Source organism: Deinococcus budaensis (assembly GCF_014201885.1).
GTDB classification, from domain to species: domain Bacteria; phylum Deinococcota; class Deinococci; order Deinococcales; family Deinococcaceae; genus Deinococcus; species Deinococcus budaensis.
On record NZ_JACHFN010000006.1, the window covers coordinates 215,758 to 240,529 of the forward strand.

At 70.1% G+C, this 24,772-nt stretch carries 22 protein-coding genes; 6 read left to right on the forward strand and 16 right to left on the reverse strand.

The genetic code is table 11. The features are described 5' to 3' along the window. Window positions 1-26: 26 nt before the first annotated feature. The 8 genes from HNQ09_RS19160 to HNQ09_RS10140 all read right to left on the reverse strand — a co-directional run bounded on the left by HNQ09_RS19160 (window position 27) and on the right by HNQ09_RS10140 (window position 14,253). A complete protein-coding gene (locus HNQ09_RS19160; RefSeq protein WP_343057728.1) occupies window positions 27-2,747 on the reverse strand; it encodes a S8 family serine peptidase in 2,721 nt (906 codons plus the stop codon). Window positions 2,748-2,787: 40 nt separating this feature from the next. Next, the gene (locus HNQ09_RS10110; RefSeq protein WP_184028632.1) at window positions 2,788-3,525 is read right to left on the reverse strand and encodes an Ig-like domain-containing protein; all 738 of its coding nucleotides are present in this window, start codon (window positions 3,523-3,525) and stop codon (window positions 2,788-2,790) included. 267 nt (window positions 3,526-3,792) lie between these two features. Continuing rightward, the gene (locus HNQ09_RS10115; RefSeq protein WP_184028634.1) at window positions 3,793-5,958 is read right to left on the reverse strand and encodes a S8 family serine peptidase; all 2,166 of its coding nucleotides are present in this window, start codon (window positions 5,956-5,958) and stop codon (window positions 3,793-3,795) included. After that, window positions 5,958-7,562, reverse strand: coding sequence for a carboxypeptidase-like regulatory domain-containing protein (locus HNQ09_RS10120; protein ID WP_184028636.1), 1,605 nt, complete (start codon window positions 7,560-7,562; stop codon window positions 5,958-5,960). The genes HNQ09_RS10115 and HNQ09_RS10120 overlap by 1 nt, the downstream gene beginning before the upstream one ends. A gap of 267 nt (window positions 7,563-7,829) precedes the next feature. After that, window positions 7,830-10,454 (reverse strand): S8 family peptidase, encoded by a 2,625-nt coding sequence (locus tag HNQ09_RS10125; protein ID WP_184028640.1) that lies wholly within the window; start codon window positions 10,452-10,454, stop codon window positions 7,830-7,832. Window positions 10,455-10,735: 281 nt separating this feature from the next. Then, window positions 10,736-11,989, reverse strand: coding sequence for a M16 family metallopeptidase (locus HNQ09_RS10130; protein ID WP_184028642.1), 1,254 nt, complete (start codon window positions 11,987-11,989; stop codon window positions 10,736-10,738). Continuing rightward, window positions 11,986-13,275, reverse strand: a complete 1,290-nt coding sequence (locus HNQ09_RS10135; RefSeq protein WP_343057729.1) for a M16 family metallopeptidase — start codon at window positions 13,273-13,275, stop codon at window positions 11,986-11,988. The genes HNQ09_RS10130 and HNQ09_RS10135 overlap by 4 nt, the downstream gene beginning before the upstream one ends. A gap of 66 nt (window positions 13,276-13,341) precedes the next feature. Beyond that, window positions 13,342-14,253 carry an RluA family pseudouridine synthase gene (locus HNQ09_RS10140; protein WP_184028644.1) on the reverse strand — a complete coding sequence of 304 codons (912 nt, stop codon included), beginning with the start codon at window positions 14,251-14,253 and terminating at the stop codon, window positions 13,342-13,344. A gap of 143 nt (window positions 14,254-14,396) precedes the next feature. Between HNQ09_RS10140 and HNQ09_RS10145 the strand changes: the two genes are divergently transcribed. Further along, window positions 14,397-14,918, forward strand: a complete 522-nt coding sequence (locus HNQ09_RS10145) for a M23 family metallopeptidase (RefSeq protein WP_380002665.1) — start codon at window positions 14,397-14,399, stop codon at window positions 14,916-14,918. 12 nt (window positions 14,919-14,930) lie between these two features. On the opposite strand, the gene HNQ09_RS10150 is transcribed toward HNQ09_RS10145, so the two are convergent. The 4 genes from HNQ09_RS10150 to HNQ09_RS10165 are packed head-to-tail and all read right to left on the reverse strand — an operon-like array spanning window position 14,931 to window position 16,664. After that, window positions 14,931-15,242, reverse strand: coding sequence for a hypothetical protein (locus HNQ09_RS10150; RefSeq protein ID WP_184028648.1), 312 nt, complete (start codon window positions 15,240-15,242; stop codon window positions 14,931-14,933). Beyond that, entirely contained in the window at window positions 15,239-15,382 is a 144-nt protein-coding gene (locus HNQ09_RS10155; protein ID WP_184028650.1) for a hypothetical protein, read from the reverse strand. The genes HNQ09_RS10150 and HNQ09_RS10155 overlap by 4 nt, the downstream gene beginning before the upstream one ends. Beyond that, window positions 15,379-16,062 carry a nucleoside deaminase gene (locus HNQ09_RS10160; RefSeq protein ID WP_343057730.1) on the reverse strand — a complete coding sequence of 228 codons (684 nt, stop codon included), beginning with the start codon at window positions 16,060-16,062 and terminating at the stop codon, window positions 15,379-15,381. Before HNQ09_RS10160 ends, HNQ09_RS10155 begins: the two co-directional genes overlap by 4 nt. Then, window positions 16,059-16,664, reverse strand: coding sequence for a GGDEF domain-containing protein (locus HNQ09_RS10165; RefSeq protein WP_184028652.1), 606 nt, complete (start codon window positions 16,662-16,664; stop codon window positions 16,059-16,061). Before HNQ09_RS10165 ends, HNQ09_RS10160 begins: the two co-directional genes overlap by 4 nt. A 257-nt stretch (window positions 16,665-16,921) precedes the next feature. On the opposite strand from HNQ09_RS10165, the gene groES reads away from it, so the two are divergent. The 4 genes from groES (at window position 16,922) to HNQ09_RS10185 (ending at window position 20,141) form a co-directional block, all read left to right on the forward strand. Then, complete coding sequence (groES, locus tag HNQ09_RS10170; RefSeq protein WP_184028654.1) at window positions 16,922-17,209, forward strand: co-chaperone GroES; 288 nt, start codon at window positions 16,922-16,924, stop codon at window positions 17,207-17,209. Between the two features lie 86 nt (window positions 17,210-17,295). Continuing rightward, on the forward strand, window positions 17,296-18,939 hold the full coding sequence (gene groL, locus HNQ09_RS10175; protein WP_184028656.1) for a chaperonin GroEL: 1,644 nt from the start codon (window positions 17,296-17,298) through the stop codon (window positions 18,937-18,939). A 144-nt stretch (window positions 18,940-19,083) separates the two neighbouring features. Then, a complete protein-coding gene (locus HNQ09_RS10180) occupies window positions 19,084-19,614 on the forward strand; it encodes an AAA family ATPase (protein WP_184028659.1) in 531 nt (176 codons plus the stop codon). Continuing rightward, entirely contained in the window at window positions 19,614-20,141 is a 528-nt protein-coding gene (locus tag HNQ09_RS10185; protein ID WP_184028662.1) for a P-loop nucleotide/nucleoside kinase family protein, read from the forward strand. The genes HNQ09_RS10180 and HNQ09_RS10185 overlap by 1 nt, the downstream gene beginning before the upstream one ends. 68 nt (window positions 20,142-20,209) lie before the next feature. Here the strand turns inward: HNQ09_RS10185 and HNQ09_RS10190 are convergent, their stop codons facing one another. The 3 genes from HNQ09_RS10190 to trmH all read right to left on the reverse strand — a co-directional run bounded on the left by HNQ09_RS10190 (window position 20,210) and on the right by trmH (window position 23,119). Continuing rightward, the gene (locus HNQ09_RS10190) at window positions 20,210-21,454 is read right to left on the reverse strand and encodes a 2,3-bisphosphoglycerate-independent phosphoglycerate mutase (protein WP_184028665.1); all 1,245 of its coding nucleotides are present in this window, start codon (window positions 21,452-21,454) and stop codon (window positions 20,210-20,212) included. A gap of 120 nt (window positions 21,455-21,574) precedes the next feature. Continuing rightward, a complete protein-coding gene (locus tag HNQ09_RS10195) occupies window positions 21,575-22,393 on the reverse strand; it encodes a TerC family protein (RefSeq protein ID WP_184028668.1) in 819 nt (272 codons plus the stop codon). Window positions 22,394-22,453: 60 nt separating this feature from the next. Beyond that, entirely contained in the window at window positions 22,454-23,119 is a 666-nt protein-coding gene (gene trmH / locus HNQ09_RS10200; RefSeq protein ID WP_184028670.1) for a tRNA (guanosine(18)-2'-O)-methyltransferase TrmH, read from the reverse strand. 116 nt (window positions 23,120-23,235) lie between these two features. On the opposite strand from trmH, the gene HNQ09_RS10205 reads away from it, so the two are divergent. Beyond that, window positions 23,236-24,069 (forward strand): peptidoglycan-binding domain-containing protein, encoded by an 834-nt coding sequence (locus HNQ09_RS10205; protein WP_184028673.1) that lies wholly within the window; start codon window positions 23,236-23,238, stop codon window positions 24,067-24,069. Between the two features lie 280 nt (window positions 24,070-24,349). On the opposite strand, the gene HNQ09_RS10210 is transcribed toward HNQ09_RS10205, so the two are convergent. Then, a partial coding sequence (locus tag HNQ09_RS10210; protein ID WP_184028675.1) for a PEGA domain-containing protein occupies window positions 24,350-24,772 on the reverse strand: 423 nt, incomplete at its 5' end.

A 24,772-nucleotide genomic window follows, 5' to 3' on the forward strand; every position in this document is an offset into this window, starting at 1 on the left:
CCTTTTGCGGCCGTCCCTGTTCAGGCTCAGCGCACGACGTTGAACTTCTGGCTGGTGTAGGTCTCGGTGTGGGCGGGGTTGCTCTCGTCGCCCAGCGCCTTGAGCACCCGCAGCCGCAGCTGGTACTGCCCGGCGGGCGCCTCGCTGCCGCCGCTGAGCTTGCCGTCCCACGCGAAGGTGTCGAAGGCGTCGCTGGTGGCGTCGGCGTAGACGTTGGTCGCGTTGCGGCCCCAGTAGTTGTACACGGCGATGGTGTCACGCACGGCCCCGCTGGCGTCCAGCAGTTCCAGGGTCACCCGGCGCGACTGGTGGGCGAAGTTCGCCAGCACGGCGGGCGCGTCCATCACGCTGAAGACCTTGCCCGCGCTGTCCTTCACGTCCACCTTCTTGAAGGTGTAGTCGGGCAGGGCGGCGGGCACCTCGCCTTCCTGGTACAGCTCGTCGGCCGCGTCGTCAGTCAGGGCGGGGAAGTTGTAGACCGCGTTGCCGATCCGCACGTCGCCCAGCACCTTGATGCTCTGGTAGTCGCCCTTGAAGCCGCTGTAGGGCACGCTCAGGCTGTTGCCCGCCGCGCTTTGCAGGTACACGTACCCGCCGTACTGCGAACGGTCGGGCGCGCCCGCGGGCGGCGTGACCACCAGGTTCAGCTCGACCTCACCGAAGGGGGGCACAACGATCTCGACGCCACCGTTGCCCTTGGAGTCAAGTTCCGCCTGCTGCCCGTTGATGGTCATGCTGGCGTACTGATCAAAAGGCCGGGGAGCCAGCGTCGTGCCGCCCAGCGTGAGCGCCGGGTAGTGGAACGCCGTGTAGACCTCGCGGCGCGCGCCGGTGTTCTTCAGGACCACGACCTTGCGGCGGGTGGCGAAGGTGTCGCTTTCGCCCAGGCTGAGCTTGCTGGGGGTCACGGTGACGGTGTTGTTGTAGGCGCTCACCACATCGACCATGCCCGCGCCCTGAAGCTGCACGTAGGTGGGCAGGCCCTCGACCAGCGTGCCGCCGTTCAGGAACCAGCGCAGGTTCGCCGTGTTCATCAGGCGGGTGCGCATGTCCTTGGCCTGGATGGTGGGGTAGGCCTGGAGCATCAGCGCGGCCACGCCCGCCACGTGCGGCGCCGCCATGCTGGTGCCGCTCAGCACCGCGTAACCGCTGGCTTCCTGGGTCAGGGGGTAGGCGCTCTTGATCAGGCCGCCGGGCGCGGCGATGTCGGGCTTGAGTTCCAGGTCAGGCGAGGCCCCGTAGGAGGAAAAGGAGCTGATCGCGTTGCCGGTGGGGTTGGCAAAGCTCTGGGTGTCGGCGTTGAAGGTCATGGAGACGCCGCTCTCGATCAGGCTGTCGATCTTCTTGCCGTCGTCTTGCAGGATCGAGACGACCGGAATCTCGACCGCCACGTTGTCGCTGGCGCTGCTGGGCGCGACGGTCGGGCTGATGAAGCCGGGCTGGTTGTTGTAGATGATGACGGCCTTCGCGCCGGCCTTCTGCGCGTTGAGGACCTTGATGCGGAAAGCGCAGGTGCCGCGCTGAATCAGGACGGCCTTGCCTGCCAGGCTGTTCGCCTCGTAGGCCACGCAGCCGTCGTTGGCCGTGGCGGGCGTGCTGCCGGGCGCTTTGGTGATGGGCAGGGTCAGGCCGCTGGGCGCGTCGGGGGCGCCGGTCGCGGGCTGGTAGCCGATCTTGCTGCCGCCCGGGTTGATCGTGAAGTTGGAGAGTTCGAGCTTGACGTTGTCCACCGAGGCGGTGGAGATCACGTTCTCGCCCAGGCTGGGGGCGCCGGTGGCGAACTGGCCGCTGGTGCCGCTGTTGCCTGCCGAGACGGTCACGACCATGCCCTTTTTGACCAGGCGGCTGGCGGCCTTGGCGGTGGGGTACTCGGGCCACTGGAAAGACGCCCCGATGCTCATGTTCAGCACCTGCATCCCGTCCTTGTAGGCACGCTCCATCGCGGCCAGCATGATGTCGGACTGGGTGCTGCCCTCGCAGCCGAACACCTTGTAGGCGCCGAAAGACACCTCAGGCGCGACCCCCTTGAACCCGGCCGCCGCGTCGTTGCCGCCCACGATGCCCGCCACGTGAGAACCGTGGCCGCCGCAGTCGTCGGGGTTGTTGTCGGGCACGGGGGTGAAGTCGTACTCGCCGGTCGCCTTGTCCTGCGAGCCGAACTTGTCGCCCACGAAGTCGTATCCGGCGACCACGCGGCCCCGGAAGGCCGGATGCTCCAGGTCGATGCCGGTGTCCATCACGGCGACCTTGACGCCCTTGCCGGTCAGGCCCAGCTCGTTCTGGGCGATGTCCGCGCCGGTCATGCCCACCGCGCTGCTCATCTCCGGGCGCAGGGCGGCGTTCAGGTCACGCTGCACCTGGGGCCGCTCGACCCGCTCGACCGGATACACCGCCAGCACGCCCGGCAACCGGGTGATCTGGTTGATCTCGGCCTCGCCCGCCTCCACGCTGAAGCCGTTGAACAGCGTGCTGTAGGAGGCGACTTCCTGGTAGGTGACGCCGCGCTGGGCCGCCAGCGCACGGAAGCTGGCCTGCTGCGCGCCGACGCTCTGGGCGCCCAGGGCGGTGGGGTCGCCTTCGAGTTCCACGAACCACTTGCCGGGCACGGCGGCCAAGCTGCGCAGGCCCGCAGGCATGGGGGTGCTGGCGCCGGGGGTGGTGGGGGCGGTGGCCGACGGCGTCTGACCGCAGGCCGCCATCACCAGGGCCACGGTCAGCAGGGAAAGACTTTTCAGCGAGTTCTTCACGGCATGACTCCTTTGAGAGGGGGCAGGAAAGCGGGGCACCTTAGCGGCGCGCCAGCAGAATCTGGTAGGTGTTGGTGGCCTTGTCGTCGGCGGCCTTCTCGTCGTCGTGGATGGTAAAGCTGGTCACGACCACCGTGTAGGTCCCGGCCTGCGGCACGTTGAAGCGGATGTCGGCCTCCAGCCCCGCCCCACTGTCGTCGTCCTTTTCCAGCACGGTCTTGCCGTCGGGCATCAGGATCATCACGTAGGGGTCGAGGGTGCTGGCCGGGTTGACGCTGAGGCTCTTGACCGTCAGGCGCAGCATGTCGCCCGCCGCCGCCTCGAACTTGAAGTAGTCCATGTCGCGCGCCTGCCCGGCGATGATGCCCGTCTGGGCGGTCCCCACGGGCAGGGCACGCGCCGCCGCCACGCTGTCGTTCGGTTCGCCCGCGTCGAGCGCCACGTTCACCGTGTCGGTCGCCTCGGCCGTGTTGCCGGCCCCGTCACGGGCGACCGCGCGGTAGGTCACGGTCCCGTTTTGTGCCGCCGTGAGGGTGGTGTCCGCCGCCTCGAAGGGGGCCGCCGTGTCGGTCGCGATCAGGGTCTCGCCCCGGTAGAAGCGGACCTCGGTCACGCCCACGTTGTCCTGGGCGTCGGCCACCAGCTTCACGCCGCCCGCCGTGAGCGTCTCGGGGGCCGCGGTCAGGGTGACGCTGGGGCGCACCGTGTCCTGCGAGCCGCAGGCAGACAGCAACACACCGGTAAGCAGGGCGAGAAACAGGCTGCGGTTAGGCTTCATGAGAACTCCTTGAGTGAGAGGCCACCGGGAAAAGCACGGGGTCAGGGCACACGCAGGCCCGGACACTTCGGCGGCGGCGTGAAGAGAGTGATTGTGCTGTGATCTGGCAAGCGGCATCCTATCCCGCCGACGCTGCTCTTGCAAGGGTTTCCCACCGGACTGCCAGCCAGTTCTCATGGAAGCGGGCGACCGGAGGGTGAGGCGGCCGCGCGGGCGGCACCAAAAAAGCGGGGGCCGCAGCCCCCACTTCTCCCCCTCGCCCCCGGCTTACTTGATGGAGACGAGGCTGGTGTAGAAGGCGCCCAGGCCTTCGTTGGCGGTGGTGTTGGAAAAGCGCACGTAGTAGGCCCCGGCGGTGGCCGCCTTGAAGCTGGCGACACTGTCGCCCCCGCCCTTGTTGATCGCCTCGGCGACCCGCTTGCCCTCGGCGACCACCGCGCCGTCAGCGCCGAGCAGGTCCACCTGGACGTTGGTCTTGGATCCCAGGCTGGCCGCGAGGCCCTGCACCGTCAGCGTCTGCCCGGCGGCGAGGTTGAACTTCAGGTAGTCCACGTCCGCGCCGCTGACCTCCGGCGCGTACACGAAGTTCGCGCTGTCGAAGGCGCCGCCGAACAGCAGCCCTCCGGCAAAGGCCGCCGCGTTCGCGGGGGTCTGAAGCGCGGTCAGGTCGGTGGCGGTCTGCACCGAGTTGTTGCGGAAAAGAGACTCCCCGACCACGCTGTACTCGTAGAAGTCCACCTGATGGGCGTAGCTGAGGTTCTGGGTCTGGCCCGCCACGACCGTGATCTCGCCCACGACGTTGTCGCGGGTGCCGCCGTACTCGTTGACGCTGGGACCGGCGACACTCACGCGGTAGCGGCCGGGTTCCACGCCGAAGAAGCGCGCGACGCCGGAGAACTGGGTCTTGGCACTGGCTTCGAGCTGCCCGTTGCCCGTGCGGCCGAGGTAGGGCATGCCCTTGTTCTGGCCGCCCAGGGGGGTCAGGATCACGTCGGTGCCGGTGATGCTCGACGCCTCGGAGATGTCCACGACCTCAACCTCGACCGCGCCGCCGTCGGTGGGCACCCGGCCCGCTTTCAGCTCCTCCAGCGCCCGCTTGACGTTGACGCGGTTGAAGCCCTGGGTGCGGGGGTCTTTCATGGGGTCGCCGCTGGCCGCGAGCAGCTTCTTGATCTGGTAGGGGGTCAGGTCGGGCTTGATCTGGAGCAGCAGCGCCGCCGCGCCCGAGACGACCGGTCCCGCCATGCTGGTGCCGCCGAACAGGCCGTAGCCGGTGTTGGTGGTGCTGTAGGTCGTCAGGCCGTTGTCGCCGGGAGCGAAGAGGTCCACCCGGGCGCCCAGGTTGCTGAAGTCGGCCTTCATGTCGTCGCCCGCGCTGGCGCCCACGTTGATCGCGCCGGTGTACGCGCCGGGGCCGGACATCTGCCCGCGGTGGTCGTTGCCCGCCGAGCCGACGACCACGACCCGCTTGCTCAGGGCGTAGTCCACCGCCTCCTTGATGACCTGGGTGTAGCCGCCCCCGCCCCAGGAGTTGTTCAGGATCTTGGCCCCGTTATTCACCGCGAACACGAAGCCCTTGGCGACGTTGAAGCTGCCGGTAAACCCCCGCTCGTCGAAAATGCGGATGGGCATCAGGATGGCGTCGGGCGCCACACCCGCGCCGCCCACGCCGTTGCCGATTCGCTCGCCGATGGTGCCCGCCGAACCGCTGCCGTGGTCGCCGGTGGTCAGCGGCAGGTCGGGGGTCAGCAGCTTGCCGCTGCGGGTGTCCAGGCCGGTCACGATCTTGCCCTCGGCCTTGAGGTCCTCGTGCTGGCGGTTGAAGTCGTCGTCAATCACGGCGACCGTCACGCCCTGGCCGGTCGAGACGCCGCGCACCTGATCGGCCTGGATCTGCCTGATCCACCACTGCTTGACGCTCAGCGGATCGCTGTCGGCCTGGGCGCGCAGGTCCTGGGTGTTCAGCGCCCCGGCGTCCGGCACCTCGGGCAGGGTCACGTCGTAGGTGTTCGCCTCGGCAAAGCGCAGGCCCTGGACCGGGCTGACATTCAGCGCCGCCGCCACCCGCGCCACGCTGAGCGGCTCGGGCAGCGCGAGCAGCGCCAGCCCCAGCTGGGGAATGGTGTCCACCGTGCGCGCGCCCAGGTGGGCGGCCAGGCGGTCCACGAAGGCGCGGTCCTGGTAGCCGATCACCAGTTCCTGGCGGGTGCTGGCCTCGTTGCCGGTCTTGGTCAGGCCCGAGAGGTCCGGCAGCAGCTGCCCGCGCAGGGCGCTGAGGCGCGGCGTGCCCGCCAGGCTCTGGCGCAGGGCGGCCGCGTCGGGAGCGGCCGGGGCCGTGCCCGACGCCGGGGCCGTGCCGCTGGGAACGGTGCCGCCGCAGGCCGCGAGCAGCAGCGCGGCGCTCAGGCTGATGAGGGTGAGGCGCTTGTTCATCACTTGTCTCCCGTCGTGAAGTTGCTGACCAGCCCTTCGCAGACCGGCCCGCCGAAGTTGCACAGGTCCAGCGAGTAGAAGATCGAGTAGTAGTCCTGCGCGATGCTCACGGCGTCGCCGCTCTTGCTGAAGGCCGCCGCCGACACGTCGAAGGTGTAGGCGTGGTTGCTCTCCAGCGCGGGCAGCAGGGCCGTGCTGTTGGCGTTAAAGGCGATGGAGTAGGTGTCGCCCGCATTCTTCAGCTCGGGCGCCGTGCCGTCGTCGCTGAACAGGTTGTCCTCCGCCTCGCCGCTGCACAGCACCTCGCCCCAGAAGCAGTTGGCGCTCTGCTGCGGGTAGTCGTTGACCATCACGTAAAACTGGCGGTAGTCGCCCACCTTGCTCGACACGTTCCACGCCAGGGTCGGCGTGCGCGACACGCCCTTGTCGTGGTCGGCGGGCTTGAGGTTGCTGAGCGTGAAGCTGGTCAGCGGAGTGGTGCTCACCACGTCGCTGCGGACGCTCTGGCCAGAGTTGAAGACCTCGTACTGGTAGTAGACCTTCTTGCCCGCTTCCAGGCTGGGGCTGCCGTCCTTGGTGGCCCGCGCCGCGCCTTCGAGCGTCTTGAGCAGCCGGAAGGTGTTGCCGTCTTCGCTGGTCCAGACCCGGGTGCCCAGCGGCGCTCCTGCCAGCCCGCTCACGTAGTTCCAGCTCAGGTCCACCCACAGGGTGCTCTGCTCGGTGGGTGCCCCGTCCGGGCCGATGGGCGCGTTGAAGTTCACCTTCTGCGAGATGGTGACCGCCCGGGCCTTCGCGTCGCGGACGCTAGTCAGCGCGGCGTCGTTGGGCTTGTCGTCCACGATCACGATGGGAATGCGGCGCTCCAGGCGGTTTTCGTTGCTGTCGTAGGCGACCACGTACAGCTCGGTCGGGCCACGCACGCCGCGCAGCGAGTTGCCCGCCAGCGTGACGGCGGCCGTAAAGGAGGTGTTCTTGGGGTCGGTGGTGGCCGAGCCGCGCGTGCCGAACAGGGCGCTGCTGGGCACGCTGCCCACGCCCACGTAGGTGATCGAGGGGCTGTTCTCGGGGTTGGCGGAGGTGGTCGTGACCTGCACCGGCACGCCCGTGCTGGCATTGAACTGGGCGGCGGTGGCCGGATCGTTGCTGAAGTCCTGGGCTTCCTTGCCCAGCAGGTACTTCACGTCCAGCCGGGGAGCGTTCGCGGGCAGGGTCGTCGCAAAGGCGTTTTTCTGGATGGCGTTGAGCGGCATGTTGCTGCCGGCCATCACCCGCAGGCCCTCGATGCGGGAAGCCGCGTAGCCCTCTTTCTTGAAGCTGAGGTTGTACACGCCCGGATCGAGCTTGAGGGTGAATTTCCCCTCGGCGTTGGTGGCGCCCGTCAGCGGGGTCCCGTTGGCCTGCTCGACCGTGATCTGGCTGCCGGGCACCAGCTTGCCGCCCGTCGAGTTGGCGAGGTAGCCCGTCACGGTGGCGCTGCCGCTTCCGAGGATGCTGGTGTCGGCGGGTGGGGTGGTCTCCGGAGGGGTGGCGCCGGGACCGCCGCAAGCGGCCAGCAGCAGGGCGCTGGACAGAACAACGAGGGGCAGCGTGCGGGCTGGTTTCATGTGAACTCCTTGAACCCCGGATGGTGCGGAATGATCAGAGCAAGCGCAGAGACACGCAAGAAGTTGGCTGACCTCTACACATCAGGCCTTTTGTCCGGTGAGGGCGATCATACCCTTGCCCCTCACCAGAAACAAGGTTTTCCCACAAAGCCGCCGGGCAAGGCGTGGAGGGGGGTTCGGAGGCGAACCGGGAGCGCGCGGGCGCGGCCCTTCCCCTGGTCGGGAAGGGCCGCGCCCGCGCGAGTCAGGCTGACCTACGGGCCAGCGTCAGGGCCGGGCGACGGTGATCACGGGGGAGGTCCAGGTCTCCGTGTGACCGGGGTTGCCCGCGTCACCGAGGGCCTTGAGCACCGTGACTTTCACGACGTACTGCCCGTTGGGCACAGCCTTGCGCTTGTTCTGCGCGTTGTCGCTGACGCCGCGGCTCCAGCTCACCATGCCGTCCCAGCCGAAGGCGAAGAACCCGGTGGCGGTCGAGCTGCGCGGCAGGTACTCGTCGGTGCTGGCGTTGAAAAACTGCGAGTTCACCGGCTGCCCCGTCGCCGCGTCGACGATGTCCATCTTCAGCGAGCGGGCGAAGTGGTCGAGGTGGAACAGGAAGTAGGGGGAGTCGCCCTCCTGCATGGTGAAGGTGGTCGGCGCCGTGATGGGCTGGTAGCTGCCGCCGCCCAGCGCGCGGGCCATCGTCTTGGTGCCGGTCAGCACGGGGAGCTTCTGGTAGTCGCCCTGGAAGCCCGCGTAGGGCACGCGCAGGGGCGTCCCGGCGCCCTGCGGGGTGAAGACGAGGTAGCCGCCATAGACGCTGAGGTCCGCGCTGTTCGGGGTGATCGTCGCGGTGACCTGGGCGCTGCCGCCCGCCGGAACGGTGACCGTCTGCGCGTTGAAGCTGACCTCCGCACCGGGGCCGAAGGTCCGGACGGTGTAGTTGCCCATCGAGGTCAGCGCCCCCTGGTGGCTCACCGCGTAGGTCACGGGGGCCGAACCACTGTTGGTGATCGTCAGGGTCTGGGGCTTCACTCCAGCCTCGCTCTCACCCAGCGAGAGCTTGCTGGGGGTCACGGTGACGCGGGTGCTCAGCGCGTTCACCACATTGACCATGCCCGCGCCCTGGCGGTGGACATAGTCGAGGTAGCCCAGCGCGGGGTTGCCGTTCCAGGGCTTGGGCACGGCGGTGTTCTGCAAGAGGCCGCGCATGTCCCCCGCGCGGATGGGCTGCCCGGCCTGGCGCTTGGCCTCGATCACCAGGGCCGCCACGCCCGCCACGTGCGGCGAGGCCATGCTGGTGCCGCTGAGGGTCGCGTAGCCGCCAGAGGCCAGGCTGAGGGGGTAGGCCGCCCGGATCAGGCCGCCGGGCGCGCCGAGGTCGGGCTTGAGGCTGAGGTCCGCCGACAGACCGTAGGAGCTGGAGGTGTCCAGCGTGTTGCCGGTGGGGTTGACGTAGCTGCCCGATCCCGCCGTCCAGGTCATGCTGGCGCCGGGGGTGCCCGCGATCAGGTCGTTGATGGCCTTGCCCAGGGCGTCGGACACGCCCACCACGGGAATGGTGATGGCCGGGTCGGTCGGGGCGGGGGGAGCGACGCTGGCCGCCAGCGGCCCCACCGCGTTGTTGTAGAGGATCACGGCGGCGGCCCCGGCCTGCTGGGCATTGAAGGCCTTGATGTAAAAGGCGCAGGACCCGCGCCGGATCAGCACGGCCTTGCCGGCCAGCGAGTTGGCGGGAAGCGCCGCGCAGCCGTCGTTGAGGGTCGTGGGAGTCCCCGTCTTGGCGAGGGGCAGGGTGCCGCTGGTCGGCGCGGTGGGCGAGGGCGAGGCGGCCTGGTAACCCACCTTGGTGCCGTCGCTGAGCACCAGCTCATTGAGGTAGACGTGGCTGTTCATGAAGTTCGCCACGCCGATGACCTTGTCGCCCACGCCGGGAGCGCCCGCCGCCCACACGCCGCCCGTGCCGCTGTTGCCGATGGAGGCCGCGACGACCACGCCCGCGTCCACCAGGTTGCTGGCGGCGACGGCGCTGGGGTACTCGGGCCAGGAGTTGAAGGCCGAGCCGATGCTCATGTTCAGCACGTCCATGCCGTCGGCCAGCACGCGCTCCATCGCCTGCACCATGATGTCGGCCGAGGTGCTGCCCGCGCAGCCGAAGACGCGGTAGACGCCCAGCGAGGCGCCGGGGGCCACGCCCTTGACGGCCGGGCCGTTGCCCGCCGCGATCCCGGCCACGTGCGTGCCGTGGCCGGCGCAGTCGTCCACGTTGTCCTGGCCGGGCACCGGGGTGTTCGAGCCGTTGAAGGCGTCGCCCACCAGGTCATACTGCGCCACCACGCGGCCCTGGAAGTCCGGGTGGTCGAGGTCAAGGCCGGTGTCCATGATGGCGATCTTGACGCCCTTGCCGGTCAGGCCCAGCTCGTTTTGCGCCGTGTCCACGCCCGTCTGCCCGATGGCGGTGGTCATGTCGGGGGCCTCGGCGGGGGTCAGCTCGGGCAGGGTGACGTTCAGGACCGGGTAGATGGCCTTCACGCCGTCGAGGTCCCGGAGCTTGCCCAGGTCGGCGGGGTCCACCCGCACCGAGACGCCGTTGAAGAGCCGCTCGAATTCCAGGCGGTCCTCAAATTTGACGCCCGCCGCCTTGGCCTGCTGGCGGAACAGCTGGCGCTCCTGCGCGGCGCCCGCGCGGCTGCCCCCCTTGCTGGTGGGCTTGCCCCGGAACTCCACGAACCAGAGCTGCGGCGTCTCGTTGTCGGTCTGGGCGGTGGGCACCGAGAGCGTGGTGAGCAGCCCGGCGGGCGCGGCGGCGGGAGCCTGCGAGGCCACCGGGGCCTGCTGGGTGCCGCAGGCGGTCAGGGCGAGCGAAAGGAGGGCGGCGGCGGAACCACGCTGGAACAAGGCACTCTTCATCTGGGGTCTCCCTGACGGCACGCGAGAAATTCGGCCCGGGCGTGAGGGCCGCCGGGGTCGCTCTCCTCGTGTCCTTAAGAACTTTTAATGCTTGAGGGGGACTATACCCCTGCCCCAGAATGAAAAGGATGAGCCAGAAAAGGGAGGAAGACCACCTTCAGGCCCTGCTGGGCCGCAAGGTTGGGCGTGCGTGGGGGCGGAGGCGCCGCCTGGAGTATCTCCAGCGGCTGAGTCGGCGCTCCTGACCGGCCGCTCGGAGAACGCGGCAACAGCCGGTCAGCTCAGCGCAGCTCGGTCAGTGGTCCCAGCGCGACCACGGTCGGACGGGTCAGCGGGCAGAGGGCCAGCACGGCCTGCACGTCCTCCAGGGTGACGCGGGCGGCGCGGTCCACCAGTTCGGCGGTGCTCAGCGGGCGCCCCAGCGCGAGGTGTTCCATGCCCAGCAGGAACAGGCGGCCCTGCGGGGTCTCGGCGCGCAGCAGCGTGGAGACGGCCAGCTTGCGCGCGGCGCGGCGCACGGCGGCTTCCGTCAGCGCGGCGGGGGCGGTCGCCAACACGGCGCGGTAGGCGTCCAGCACCGCCTGCGCGCGCCCGGGGTCGCAGGAAAAGCCGCCCTCGAAGCTGCCTGCGTCCGCGTAGTCGAGGTGCCCGAGGTCGGCGCTGTCGGCCAGCCCGGTGTCCAGCAGCGCCCAGTACAGCAGCCCGTTCTCGCCGCCGATGAGTTCAGCCAGCACCGCCGCCGCCTCGCGCAGGGGGTGCCGGGCAGGCAGACCGGGAAAGGCCAGCGCGACCTGCACGCGCGACAGGGCGGGGTCGTGCAGGGTGCGGAGGGTGCCGGGCGCGGCGGGCGGCGCCGCCGGAACGCTGGACGCGGGCGTGCCGGCGGCCCAGTCCCCCAGCGTCTCCTCTGCCCAGGCCAGGACAGCCTCCGGGTCGAAAGCGCCGACGACCGCCAGCGTCACCCGGTCCGCGCCGTAGCGTTCGCGCCAGTGGCGGACCAGCGCCTCGCGGCTCAGGGCGCCCACCGTCTGCGGGGTGCCCAGCACGGCGTGGCCCAGCGGGTGCGCGCCCCAGAAGTCGGCCCGCAGCTCGTCGGCCACCCGCACGCCGGGCTGGTCGGCGTACATGGCGATCTCTTCGAGAATCACGCCGCGCTCGGTTTCGATATCGCCCGCGCGTAGGGCCGGGCGCAGCAGCTCGGTCAGGGTGTCCAGCAGTTCGGGCGTGTGCTCGGGCAGCGTGGCCGCGTGGTAGACGGTCGCCTCCTCGCCCGTAAAGGCGTTGGCGTGGCCGCCCAGCTCGTCGAGGCGCGCGTTGAGTTCGGCGGCGCTCAGCCGCTCGGACCCCTTGAACATCAGGTGTTCGAGGAAATGCGAGGCGCCCAGCTCGGCGGGCCGCTCGTCGCGCGCGCCCGTCGCCACGAAGTACCCGGCGGCGACCGTCTGCGCGTCCGGGTCGGGTTCGAGCAGCAGGGTCAGGCCATTGGGGAGAATGCGGGGGGACAGGGTGGGCGGCTCGGCGGCGGGCCGGGTCATGCCGCCTCCCCCGCGCCCGCCAGGGCCGCCGGGCCGAGGGTCACGACGGTGGCCTGCGCGGCGGGGTCGTAGCCGGCCAGGAAGGCGTTGACCCCTTCCAGCGTCAGGGCGCTCAGCTCGGCGCGCAGGGCCACCACCGGGCGGACGTGCCCGAACAGCGCCAGGTCGCGGGTGAGGCCCCCAGCGCGGGCACGCAGGCTCTCGGCCCCGAAGACGACGCTGGCGGTCAGGCCCGCGCGGGCGCGCCCGAACTCGGCGGCCGTCAGGCCCTGCGGCAGCCGCGCGAGTTCGGCCAGCACCACCGCCAGCGTCTCGGGGGCCTGCTGCGGGGTGCTGCCCGCGTAGGCGTTCAGGAAGCCCTGCCCCGCCAGCACGACCGGCGAGGCGCCCACGCTGTAGGCCAGCCCGCGTTCCTCGCGCACCGCGTGAAAGAGGCGGCTGGCGCTGCCGCCCGACAGCGCCGTCAGCGCGACCTGCCAGTTGAGCCAGTTGGGACTGCGCGGCGAGACCCCCGGCGCGCTGAGGCTCAGGTGCGTCTGCTCGCCCTCCGGATGAGGGACGTGGGCGCGCAGGCCGGGGCGAAAGTGGGCCGGGACGGGCGCGTCCTCGCCGGGGCGCCACCCCGAGAAGGTCCGCTCGACCAGGGCGCGCACCTCCGGCGGCTCGGCGTCCGCGACCAGACCCAGCACGCTGCCGCGCGTGCCGTAGCGGGTCAGGAACGCCCCCACGCTGTCCGCGCTGAGGGCCGCCAGGCCCTCCGGGGTGCCGCTCGCCGGGTGGGCGTAGCCCGCAAAGGGCGAGGCCGGGTCCGCCGGGAAAGCCAGCCGCCGCGCCTCCACCGCCAGGCGGTCGGGCGGGCTGTCCTCCAGGCCCTCCAGGTCCTGCCGGGCGAGGTCCGTCAGGATGGGCAGTTCCTCCGGCGGCAGGGCCGGGCGCAGCAACAGGTCGGCCACCAGCCCCAGCGCAGCGGGCAGGTCGCGGCTCAGGCCACTCACGCCGAAGCGGGTCGCCTCCGGGCCGACGCCCCCGCTGCGCCGCACGCCCAGGTCGTCGAAGGCGTCTCCCAGCGCGCGGGCGCTCCGGCCCCCGGCGCCCTTGTGAAGCCACTCTTCGAGCACGCTCGCCGACCCCTCGCGGCCCCGGGGGTCGTGGGCGCTCCCCACCGGCACGCGCAGGTCAAGCGCGAAGCCGGGTCCCCGGCGGCGCTCGAAGGCCAGGGTCAGGCCGCTGTCCAGGTTCCAGACCTGCGCTTCGGGGGCGGGCGTCGTCGTCACGGGGGGCGTCACCGGGGGATTGTACCCCGCTCCCGCGCGGCGACTGGGAGCCAGACGACAGGCCGCTCTCCTCTCTTTTCACGTGCCGTCAGCCCGGCGCAACTCCGGCGGCGGCGGCGCGTGCAGCTCCAGCCGCTCGCCGCTGCGGGGATGGATGAAGCTCAGCCGCTCGGCGTGCAGCCAGTAGCCCAGGTCGCCCGGCAACCCCGGCAGCTCGGGCCTTGGCCCGCCGCCCGGCACGTAGAGCGGGTCCCCGACCAGCGGATGTCCGACAGAAGCGAGGTGAATGCGAATCTGGTGGGGCCGCCCGGAATGAATGTCCACCTCGAAGAGGGTGCTGCCCTCCTCCGCCCGGCGCTCCAGCACCCGGGCCACGCTGCGCGACGCCTTGCCCGCCGCGCTCGCCGCGTACACGCGGCCCAGCCGGGGGTGCGGCACCGGGCCGATGGGCGCGGTGATGTCGTAGGCTTGCCCCTCCGCCAGCCCGGCAGAGAGCGCCCGGTACCGCTTCTCGACCGCCTGCGCCCGCCAGGCGCGCAGCAGCACCGACGCGGCCGGGGGCGTGCGCGCGAACAGCACCAGCCCCGAGGTCCCGCGCCCCAGGCGGTGCAGCGGCGTGGCTTCCGGAAAGTCGCGCCGCACGCAGGCCAGCAGCGTGTGGTCGAGAAAGCCCCCGCCCGGCAGGGTGGGCAGCCCCGACGGCTTGGCGACCGCCAGCAGCTCGGCGTCGCGGTGCAGGACCTCGAAAGCCAGCGGCGCGTCCGGCTCGTGCCAGGGGGGACGCCGCCATTCGAGCGTCTGGCCGGGCCGCAGCACCTCGCCCCCATGCACGCCCAGGCCGTCCAGACGGACCTCGCCGCCCTCCAGCCGCGCCCGCCACTCGGCCTCGCCGGAATGGCGGTAGTGCCGCGTCAGGTACGCGAGGACGCTCAGGTCACGGGCGCGCGGTCCCAGCGTCTCGCGGTAGGTGTAACCGCCGTTGAGGGCCATAGAGGCAGCCTAGCGGAGCCGGGCGCGCTTCCGGGAACCGGGACGCCGGGGGTGTCCTGAGGGCGGGGCGGGCGGGTGCCGGGCGCTCCTCACTGTGTCGGGCGGCCCGGCAACGCTCATCGACGCGCCCGATGCTGGGGCAGATGCTGCGCCGTCCCCTCCGTCTGCTGCTCGTGTTGCTCCTGATTGCCGGGGCCGCCTACCTGCTGTGGCCATACCTGGAACAGGCCCGCCGCTATTCGGCGCTGCTCGCGGCCCCCACACCGGCCGAGGGGAGCTTGCCCAATCCGCTGCCCGGCCAACGGTTCGTGGACACCTGGGGGGCTGCCCGCAGCGCGGGGCGCAGGCACGAAGGCGTGGACATCTTCGCCCCGCGCGGCACCCCGATTCGCGCCACCACGCCGGGCGTCGTGCTCAACGTGGGCGAGAACCGTCTGGGCGGGCGCACGGTGATGATCCTCGGCCCCGGCGGACAGCGGCACTACTACGCGCACCTGGAACGCTACCGCGAGGACCTTCAAGAAGGCGACTGGGTTCAGGCGGGCGACGTGGTGGGGTACGTCGGGGACAGCGGCAACGCGCGGGGCACGCCGCCGCACCTGCACTACGGGATTTACACGGGAGGCGGGGCGATCAATCCGTATCCGCTGCTGCAAGGGGAGTGAAATGGGAAGGAATTACAAGTCCACATGCTGGAAGCTTGTTGGGTAAGCGAGCAGGTATGAGCCTGTTGGGAAGTTGAGTGCTCTGACAATCGTGAGCACCTGGGCGATGACCCTTTGTGGCTCTTGCCTGACCTGCTCATCAATCTCAATGCTCAGTTCTACGACACCCATGCCCACTTGAGGGCCGGAGACATAGCCTATCGCCAGTCTTTCCAATGTCAGCTTTAAAGCGTCTTCAATCTCGTTCTGTTCATTGACTCCAAAGTCATCTGCCAATGGAAATATAAGCTCAATAAAATCCACTTGGGATGCGTCCTCTTTCATTCCATCCCTACTGCCAGCACCACACACTCGCGGCGGCTGACCGACAGCTCGGCGCAGAGCAGGCGCGGGTGTCCCCACAATGCCTCCCGCTCGGGATCGCCCGTGTGCGGCGAGAGGTTCAGAGGATGTGCGGAAGTCATGCGAGCACCGCCAGCGCCTCGTCCAACCCGGCCCCCAGGGCACGCAGGGTCCTGAGCGTGCCTGCCCGGTGCAGCCGCAGCGCCCGGTCGAAGTCCCCGGCGTGGACGGCGAAGGAGCGCATCACCGGAGTCTCCGGCGTGGTGCCCGAGTCCAGAAACCCCACCAGCGCCAGCCGCAGGGCCGCCGACTGCACAGCCTCAGGCGCCCGCCCCACCCGAATCTTCTTGCGGCTGACGTAAGGGTCGTCCGTGAGGAGGCGGGTGCAGCCCGCCCAGGGATCCGGCGCGGCGTACTCGACCGCCCGCAGGCCGCTCATGGCGATGGCCCCCGCGCACTGCGGGCAGGGCTGCACGGTGGTCAGCACGGTCCAGCCGTGCGCGTCCGGGCGCGGAACTTCCCGCAGGTCCAGCAGCGCGTTGATCTCCGCATGCGCGAGGTCATGGCCCGAGATCGCGCCGCCCTCCACCCCCCGCGCCTCGCCCAAGCGGTTGCGGCCCCGCGCGATCACCTCCCCGCCCGCGTCCACCACGACCGCTCCGATGGGGTAGGAGCCGCACAGGTAGGCGGTCCAGGCTTCATCGAGGGCGGCGGACCAGCCCGGGAAGGCGGCCAGCAAGGCGGGGTGCGTGGGGGTTCCCGCTGCCTGCCTCCCGCGCACCCCGCCCCCGTCGCCCTTCACAGCGCCCCCCGGTTCTTCTCGATCAATTCGTCGAGCGCCTCGCGCAGCAAGGACGCCTCGGTGCGGCCCAGCGCGCCCGAGAGCTTGGAGAGGCGTTCAAGCTGGCTCTTGGGGTAGTAGTTCGATTTCAGGACCATCTTGCTCTCCACATAGATGCAGGCCCGGCCCCGGCCCTCGCGTTTGGCGCGGACCATCGCCTCGTCGGCGGCGCGCTTGAGGTCGGCGTAGCCCTGCGCGTGGGCGGGGCGGGCCGCCAGGCCCACGCTGAGGCCCAGCGGACGCGGCCACTGCGGGTCGCGGTGAATCTGGAAATGCCGGATCACCTCGTCGAGCAGGATCAGCGCCGTCTCGGCCGCCGTCTCAGGCAAGATCGCCGCGTATTCGTCGCCGCCGATGCGCCCGATCAGGCTCCCGCCCGGCAGACTGCCCGACAGCAGCCGCTCGACGCCGCGCAGCACCCGGTCGCCCTCGGCGCGCCCCAGCGTGTCGTTCAGCAGCTTGAAATGGTCGAGGTCCAGCACCGCCAGCGTGAGCGGCGCTCCCCCCAGCCGCTCGAAAGCGTCCTCGAAGGCAGCAGGCGACAGGATGTCAGGTCGGGCCATGGGGAATCCTCCTGAGAAAGGGCTGAAAAGTTTGTCGTATGTTTCTTCAATATATATACGTCAGTCCTATGGCCTCAGGCAAGCCCCCCGGAAAGGTGCGTGCTGGTGGGCCTTGAGCGTCCTACGCTCAGATTGTTGGACTCCAGCATTTGACATTTCTGGCCCGGTGAGACTAGGATTCCGTCTGGAACGGCAAAAACCGCCGGGCAGTCCGGCGGGGGTTTGCCCCACGACTTCACTTCACAGGAGGGACACCCATGCTGAAACCTTTGGGCGACCGCGTTCTCGTTGAGATCATCGAAGAAACCGAGCAGAAGACCGCCGGGGGCCTGTACGTGCCCGACACCGCCAAGGAAAAGAGCCAGCGCGGCAAGGTCATCGCCGTCGGCAGCGGCAAGATGCTCGACAACGGCACGCGCGTCGCGCTGGATGTCAACACCGGTGACACCGTGTACTTCGCCAAGTACGGCGGCACCGAAGTGAGCCTCGAAGGCAAGAACTACTCGATTCTCAGCGAGCGCGACATTCTCGCCATCGTCGAGTAAGACCCCCCGGGAGAGGCCCCCGCGCCTCCCTCACCGGGTCAGACCTTCTCCCCCCTTTTTCTCTGCACGCTTAAGGAGTAGTCCTCATGGCCAAACAACTTGTATTTGACGAGTCCGCCCGCCGCAGCCTGGAGCGCGGCGTTAACGCTGTCGCCAACGCCGTCAAGGTCACCCTGGGGCCGCGCGGCCGCAACGTCGTGATCGAGAAGAAGTTCGGCAGCCCCACGATCACCAAGGACGGCGTGACCGTCGCCAAGGAGATCGAGCTGGAGGACAAGCTCGAGAACATCGGCGCGCAGCTCCTGAAGGAAGTCGCCTCCAAGACCAACGACATCACGGGTGACGGCACCACCACCGCCACCGTGCTGGGTCAGGCCGTCGTCAAGGAGGGCCTGCGCAACGTGGCCGCCGGAGCCAACCCGCTGGCCCTCAAGCGCGGCATCGACAAGGCCGTGGCCGTCGCCATCGAGGAGATCAAGCGCCTCGCCGTGCCCGTCGAGGACAGCGACGCGATCAAGAAGGTCGCCGGGATCAGCGCCAACGACGATCAGGTCGGCCAGGAGATCGCCAACGCGATGGACAAGGTCGGCAAGGAAGGCGTCATCACCATCGAGGAGTCCAAGGGCTTCGACACCGAAGTGGACGTCGTGGAAGGGATGCAGTTCGACAAGGGTTACATCAGCCCCTACTTCATCACCAGCCCCGACACGATGGAAGCCGTGCTGGAGGACGCCTACATCCTGATCAATGAGAAGAAGGTCGGGGCCTTGAAGGACCTGCTCCCCGTGCTGGAAAAGGTCGCGCAGACGGGCCGCCCGCTGCTGATCATCGCCGAAGACGTGGAGGGCGAGGCGCTCGCCACCCTGGTCGTGAACAAGCTGCGCGGCACCCTGAACATCGCCGCCGTGAAGGCGCCCGGCTTCGGTGACCGCCGCAAGGAAATGCTGCGCGACATCGCTGCCGTGACCGGCGGTCAGGTTGTCAGCGAGGACCTCGGCCACAAGCTGGAAAACGTCGGCATGGACATGCTGGGCCGCGCCGCGCGCATCCGCATCACCAAGGACGAGACCACCATCGTGGACGGCAAGGGCGAGCAGAGCGAGATCGACGCCCGCGTCAACGCGATCAAGGCCGAGCGCGAGACCACCGACTCGGACTACGCCCGTGAGAAGCTCGACGAGCGCCTCGCCAAGCTGGCGGGCGGCGTGGCCGTGATCCGCGTCGGCGCGGCGACCGAGACCGAACTCAAGGAGAAGAAGCACCGCTACGAGGATGCGCTGTCCACCGCCCGCTCGGCGGTCGAGGAAGGCATCGTCGCGGGCGGCGGCACCACGCTGCTGCGGATCATCCCGGCGGTTCGCAAGGCCGCCGAGGGTCTGGAAGGCGACGAGGCCACCGGCGCGCGCATCCTGATCCGCGCCCTGGAGGAGCCTGCCCGCCAGATCGCCGTGAACGCGGGCGAGGAAGGCAGCGTCATCGTGAACGCGGTCATCAACTCCGACAAGGCCCGCTACGGCTTCAACGCCGCGACCGGCGAGTACGTCGAGGACATGGTCGCCGCCGGCATCGTGGACCCCGCCAAGGTGACCCGCACGGCCCTTCAGAACGCCGCCTCCATCGGCGCGCTGATCCTGACCACCGAGGCCATCGTCTCCGACAAGCCCGAGAAGGAAAAGGCCGCTCCGGCGGGCGGCATGGGCGGCGGCGACATGGGCGGGATGGACTTCTAACCAAGAGCAGGCACTCCTGCGTTGTAAGCGGCAAGAAAGGCGAGGGGCCGCCCCCGAGCCTGAGGCCACCACAACGCAGGACAGGAAAGGAGGCCGGGGCATAATGCTCCGGCCTTCTTCTTGCCGTCGGCTAGGATCGGGAGCGTGCCTTCTCCCGACCTTTACGTCTTCTCCGGTCTACCCGGAACCGGCAAAAGCAGTCTGGCCCGGCGGCTCGCTCAATATCGGCGGGCCGCTTACTTGCGGGTGGACACGGTGGAGGCGGCGCTGCTGAACGCCGGGCACCGTGAAGTCACTGTGGAGGGGTACGCCGTGGAATATGCGCTGGCAGAAGACAATCTGCTGTTGGGACTGAACGTGGTTGCGGACTGCGTGAATCCGCTGGCGCTCACGCGTAAGGCATGGGCTGAGGTGGCGCGGCAGGCTGGAAGCAGGCTCGTCAATATTGAGGTCGTCTGTTCGGACGTAGAGGAGCATCGGCGGCGGGTGGACGCCCGGTGGGAGGAGGACGGCCAACATCTGCCAAAGTGGTCGCCCCCCGACTGGGACGGGGTTCAGGAGTCTGTGTGGAAGTACGAAGTTTGGATGACGCCTAGGCTGGTGCTCGATACGGCACACGGGACACCCCAGGAAAACTTTGCAGCGTTGCTGAACCTGCTCGGTGAGCAGGGCTGATGCCTCCCACCCTCCTCCTCGTCTCCGGCCTGCCCGCTTCCGGCAAAACCCACCTCGGCTCACGGCTGGCGCGGGAGCTGGGGTGGCCCTTTGTGAGCAAGGACGAGTACAAGCAGGTGTTGCACAGCCACCTGCCGGAACTGACGCGCGCCCAGGCTGGGCCGCTGAGTTTCGAGCTGATGTACCACGTCGCCGGGGTGGTGCTGGCAGCGGGCGGCGACGTGGTGCTGGAGACGCACTTTTACCGGGGCGTCAGCGAACCGAAGATTGAAGGGCTGGCGCAGGCGCACGGCGCGGGCGTGGTCCAGCTCTTCTGCGAGGCTTCCCTGGACGAACTGCGACAGCGGCACGCCGCGCGGGTGGCCTCGGGTGCCCGGCCCCACATCGACCTCCCCTTCGACCACGCCGAGCTGCCGCACAACGCCTGCTGGACGCCGCTCGCGCTGGCGGCTCCGCTGCGCCGGGTGGACACGATCCAGCCCCAGGACACCGCCGACCTCGTGCACTGGATACGCCAACAGGGCTGAGGGGAAGGCTTGCCCGGAACCCTCCCCTCTTCGGCTGGCGGCTGACCGCCGGAAGCTGGCGACTTCTCTTACGCCCCGTACTTCTGCAACTTCAGCGCGTTCGCCATCAGCAGCGGCATGATCTCGGTGCCGCGCCGGAGGCCCAGGCTGCCTCTTTGCGCCTCCTCCTCGGTGTAGCGGGCGGCCAGATCCTTGCGGCCATACCGGCTCTGAATCAGCAGCGGGACCGGGTGCCAGGAATGGCTGGCGAGCTTGCTGGGTGTGGAGTGGTCGCCCACGATGCACAGCACGTCGGGGTTCAGGGCGCGCAGCCGGGGCAGCAGGGCGTCGAACAGCTCGACTTTCTTCACCTTGGCGGCAAAGTCGCCGTCCTCGCCGGTCGAGTCGGTCTTCTTGATGTGGAAGTAGAAGAAGTCGTAGTTCTCCCAGTGCTCGGTGAGTGCGGCGACCTTGCCCTCCAGCGCGTCCTCCTCGCCCTCGACCGGCAGCACCTCCATCCCGACGAGGCTGGCGAGGCCCTTGTACATCGGGTAAGACGCGATGCAGGCGGCCCGCAGCCCGTAGATGTCCGCGAAGGACGGGAAGTGCGGCACGTCGCTGTAGCCCCGGAACAGCACCCCGTTGACCTGGGGTTCTTCCGCCAGCGCGGCCTCGGCGCGGGCCACAAAGGCGTTGACCAGCTCGGCGGTGCGGGCGCTGGTGGGGTCGCTCGCCTCGGCGGTGAGGGGAGGCACGCCGGTCACCTGGGGGTCCACGTCGCTGATGTTGGCGCCCAGACCCTGCCCGGCCTCGTCCACGCCGCCCGAGCGGAAGACGACCACGAAGCGGTGCTCGGACTCGGTGTAGATCTCGACCGGGGTGCCCAGAATCTCGGGAATGGCGGCGCGCAGCTTGGCAACCACTTCCACGTTCTTCTCGTCGCTGGGGCGCCCGGCGCGGCGGTCCACGATCACCCGGCCTGCCCCCAGCGAGGCGAAGTTGCCGCGCACGGCCACGTCCCCGGCGCCCAGCCGCACGCCGATGCCCACCGCCGAGAGCGCCCCGCGCCCCACGACGTACTTCAATGGATCGTAGCCGAAGAGGCTGAGGTGCCCCGGTCCGCTGCCCGGCGTGATCCCCGCGCCCACAAGTTCGGCCAACCCCAGCTGCGACTCCTGGGCCAGCGCGTCGAGGTGGGGCGTCTGCGCGCTGGCCAGCTCGGTCTCGCCGTTGACCGTGAGGGGCAGGCCGCCCACCCCGTCGAGCACGACCATCAGGATCTTGCTGTCCGTCTTCTTGGCGAGGGGGCGGATGGTGTCGATCAGGTCGCTCATAAGCCCTACTGTACCCGCCACACCAAGCCGGGGGGGGGCCGGGGTCGGGCCGGGGGGAAGCGCAGGACCGGGCCGCCCCACACTGGAGGCGGCCCGGTCAGGCAGAGCAGGGAGCGGGTCTCAGCGCCCGTCCACCCGGCCGTCGGCGGCGTCGGCCACGACCTCGTCCATGCGGCGCACGACCTGTTCGGCCCGGACCTCGGCGCGGGCCTCGCTCATGGCGGGCCGGCGGGTGGCCAGGAACGAGCCGATCACCGCGATGGCGGCCATCACGCCCCAGAACAGCGGGGTGGGCATGTGGAAGGTGGGCACCGCCGGAAAGACCTCGTGCGCGGCTTCCAGCGTCTCGATGCCCAGCTTGACGGCGATCCAGGCGACCAGCGCGTAGGCCACGTTGTCGAAGGCGGGGTAGCGGTTGAGCAGCCGCAGGAAGACGGTCGCCGCGATCCGCATCAGGATCAAGCCGATGATGCCGCCGATCACCACGATGGTGAGGCCCTGCTCGCGCGGCATGTCCCGGGGAATCAAGGCCACGCCCGCCAGGATGGAGTCCACGCTAAAGGCCAGGTCGGTGAGGTTGAGCAGCACCACGGTCGCCCAGAAGCCGCGTCCCTTGGCGTTCGCGGCAGCTTCGTCCTCGCTGTGGCCCTTTTTCAGGAAGTGGCTGATCGCCAGGTAGGCGAGATAGAGGGCGCCGAAGGCCCGCAGCCACCAGTACTCCAGCACGTAGGAGGCCAGCAGCACGCCCAGAATCCGCAGCACGACCGCGCCGCCGATGCCGTAGGCCAGCGCCTTGCGCTGAAGGTCTCCGGCGAGGTGCCGCACCATCACCGCCAGGACCAGGGCGTTGTCTGCCGAGAGCAGGCCCTCCAGCAGGACCAGGGTGCCGAGAATCGCCCAGGTCTCGGCATTCAGGGGGGGCATTTCGAGGTTGAACATAAACATGGCAGTCTAGCCGCCCGGTGGGGGGAAAAAGTGGGCGGCGCCCCCGCGCCCCGCCTAGCGCACAATCTGCCCGGCCCCGTCCAGCGCCGGGTAGTCTTCCCCGCGCTCGCGGTAGCCCGGCGCCAGGTCGGGATAGCCCCACTCGAAGGCGAGGCGGGCCAGGTCGGCCTCCTCCAGTTGCGGCGCGTCGTACAGCCCGGCGGCGAGGCGCTGGCGCTGGGCCTCGAAGAGGATGGTCGCGGCGGCCACCGACACGTTGAGGCTCTGGACCATGCCCAACATGGGAATCACGATGTTGGCGTCGGCGGCCCCGGCGGCCTCGTCGGACACGCCCCACTTCTCGGCGCCCAGCAGGACGCAGGTGGGCCGGGTGTAGTCGGGGTCGCGGTAGTCCACGCTGCGCTGCGAGAGGTGGGTGGCGAGCACCTGAAAGCCGTGGCCCTGAAGCGCGCGCACCGCGCCGAGCGTGTCGGCGTGCGCCCGCACCGGCACCCACTTGTGCGCGCTGCCGGAAGTCGCCCCGTAGGTCTGGCCCTCGAAGGTGGCGAGCGGCCCGCCCCGCGGCGCGACCGCGTGCGCTTCGAGCACCCCCACCGCGTCGCAGGTCCGCACGATGGCGCTGAGGTTGTGGGGCTTGTTGACCTCGTCCATCAGCACGGTCAAGGTGGGCTGGCGCCTGCGGAGCACCCGCAGAATCTTCTGGTACCGTTCGGGCGTCATCGGGAGGCAGGGTAGCGCACCCGGCCCCGGTCCTGATCTGGCACGCTCAAGCGGCCCTCAACCCCGGAGCCGGCGGGCCTCAGCCCCCGTCAGCTTGGGCGTGTTAGCACTGAAGGATGAAGTTCGCCCCCCTGCTTGTGGCCGCCCTGCTGGCGGCGCCCGCGCCCGCGCTCGCCGCACCCACGGGCCGCGACGTGGAGCGCGCCGCCACCCGCGCCGCGCAGGCGCTCGACGGCGTGCTGCGCGACTGCCCGGCCAGTTTCGCCCGGATCGGCACCCCGCAGAAAAAGTGCGTGGGGGTCGGCGGCACCGTCGAGCAGGCCCGCGCCCGGCTGGGCACGGCGCTGGGGGCCGACCTCTACGGCGTGTGGCGCAGCCGCGACGAGCAGCGCAGCGTCTACAACTGGGTGCGCGCGCCCGGCGGCTACGTCTACCTGCGCCTGCAACCCGATCCCGACGGGCGCGCCCAGACGCTGGGGTACTTCGACACCCCCCCAGGAACGGCCCCGGCCGCTGCGGCCAAAGCCCCGGCGCCCCCGGCCCCGGCACGCCGCGCGCCCAGCAGTCCGGCCACGGCGAGCGCCCCCCGCCCGCCTGCCCGCACCACCCCGGCGCCCCGCCCCGCAGCGCCCCCGGCCCCGGCCAAGTCTGCCCCGACGGCGGCCTCGGCGCGCAGCCTGGCCCCGCAACCCTTTGCCCGCACCCTGCAACTCCAGGCCCAACGCCTGAACGGCGCGGACGTGCGGGCGGTGCAAGACCGGCTGATCGCCCTGACGCGCCCCAGCGGCGGCGGGCGGGGTGACGGCTGGTACGGCCCGGTCACGGCGGCGACCGTGCGGGCTTTTCAGGCGGCCAATGGGCTGGCCGTCACGGGCCGGGTGGACCGGGCGACCTGGGATCTGCTGTTCAGTTCCAGCGCCCGCACCTTCGCCGCCGACAGCATTCGCTGAGGTGGGGGACCCCCACCGGGGTCCAGAAAAAGCTCCCGGCTGCTGTCGTCGGGAGCGGTCCGCCCGACTTCACCCGGTCGGGTTGAATTGTGGAACGCCCTCAGGGTACGCCGCGTTTTCCTGAACTGGGTTTGCGCCGGGTCAGTAAACCTTCATCGGTGGGCGCGAGGGGGGCGGGGAATTTCTCCCCCCAGCCTCCAGGCGGGAAAGCTGGACCTGGATGTCGACGAGGTCAACGCCCCCCAGGCCGGAGCGTGGGGGGCGTGGGGAAGACGGAAGCTCAGTAGCGGTAGAGGGTGGTCTCGGTGACCTGCACGCTGAGGGTCCGGTCGGCGCCGCGCGCCACGGTGAGGGTCGCGCTGCTCCCGGCGCGGACCAGGGTGCCCTGGTAGCCGGTGGTCGTCTGACGGGTGCCCTGAAGCGCGTAGCCTTCGCGCTGCAACTCCGCGACCTTCTGGTCGTAGGCGCTGCGGGCCGGGTCCTGCACCTGGGTCCCCGTGATGGCGCCCAGCAGGCTGCGGAAGAGGTCGAGCACGACCGCCGCGCCCGGCTGGGCCGGAGCCACCTGCACCGGGGCCGACTGGACCGGAGTCACGGCGACCGGCACGGCGAACTCGACGTTGAGGTTGGTGGTGGCGCCGGCACGGACGGTGATGGTGGTGGTGTAGTCGCGGAAGCCGGGCGCCTGCACCCGCACCGGGTA

Excerpts from the sequence above, each read along its gene's own strand:
- HNQ09_RS10140 (WP_184028644.1), bottom strand. The coding sequence starts at position 14,253 with ATGGCCCTCAACGGCGGTTACACCTACCGCGAGACGCTGGGACCGCGC.
- HNQ09_RS10205 (WP_184028673.1), top strand. The coding sequence starts at position 23,236 with ATGAAGTTCGCCCCCCTGCTTGTGGCCGCCCTGCTGGCGGCGCCCGCG.
- HNQ09_RS10165 (WP_184028652.1), bottom strand. The coding sequence starts at position 16,664 with ATGGCCCGACCTGACATCCTGTCGCCTGCTGCCTTCGAGGACGCTTTC.
- HNQ09_RS10195 (WP_184028668.1), bottom strand. The coding sequence starts at position 22,393 with ATGTTCAACCTCGAAATGCCCCCCCTGAATGCCGAGACCTGGGCGATT.
- HNQ09_RS10150 (WP_184028648.1), bottom strand. The coding sequence starts at position 15,242 with ATGAAAGAGGACGCATCCCAAGTGGATTTTATTGAGCTTATATTTCCA.
- groES (WP_184028654.1), top strand. The coding sequence starts at position 16,922 with ATGCTGAAACCTTTGGGCGACCGCGTTCTCGTTGAGATCATCGAAGAA.
- HNQ09_RS10145 (WP_380002665.1), top strand. The coding sequence starts at position 14,397 with ATGCTGCGCCGTCCCCTCCGTCTGCTGCTCGTGTTGCTCCTGATTGCC.
- groL (WP_184028656.1), top strand. The coding sequence starts at position 17,296 with ATGGCCAAACAACTTGTATTTGACGAGTCCGCCCGCCGCAGCCTGGAG.
- HNQ09_RS10125 (WP_184028640.1), bottom strand. The coding sequence starts at position 10,454 with ATGAAGAGTGCCTTGTTCCAGCGTGGTTCCGCCGCCGCCCTCCTTTCG.
- HNQ09_RS10115 (WP_184028634.1), bottom strand. The coding sequence starts at position 5,958 with ATGAACAAGCGCCTCACCCTCATCAGCCTGAGCGCCGCGCTGCTGCTC.
- trmH (WP_184028670.1), bottom strand. The coding sequence starts at position 23,119 with ATGACGCCCGAACGGTACCAGAAGATTCTGCGGGTGCTCCGCAGGCGC.
- HNQ09_RS10130 (WP_184028642.1), bottom strand. The coding sequence starts at position 11,989 with ATGACCCGGCCCGCCGCCGAGCCGCCCACCCTGTCCCCCCGCATTCTC.
- HNQ09_RS10120 (WP_184028636.1), bottom strand. The coding sequence starts at position 7,562 with ATGAAACCAGCCCGCACGCTGCCCCTCGTTGTTCTGTCCAGCGCCCTG.
- HNQ09_RS10185 (WP_184028662.1), top strand. The coding sequence starts at position 19,614 with ATGCCTCCCACCCTCCTCCTCGTCTCCGGCCTGCCCGCTTCCGGCAAA.
- HNQ09_RS10155 (WP_184028650.1), bottom strand. The coding sequence starts at position 15,382 with ATGACTTCCGCACATCCTCTGAACCTCTCGCCGCACACGGGCGATCCC.
- HNQ09_RS10110 (WP_184028632.1), bottom strand. The coding sequence starts at position 3,525 with ATGAAGCCTAACCGCAGCCTGTTTCTCGCCCTGCTTACCGGTGTGTTG.
- HNQ09_RS10190 (WP_184028665.1), bottom strand. The coding sequence starts at position 21,454 with ATGAGCGACCTGATCGACACCATCCGCCCCCTCGCCAAGAAGACGGAC.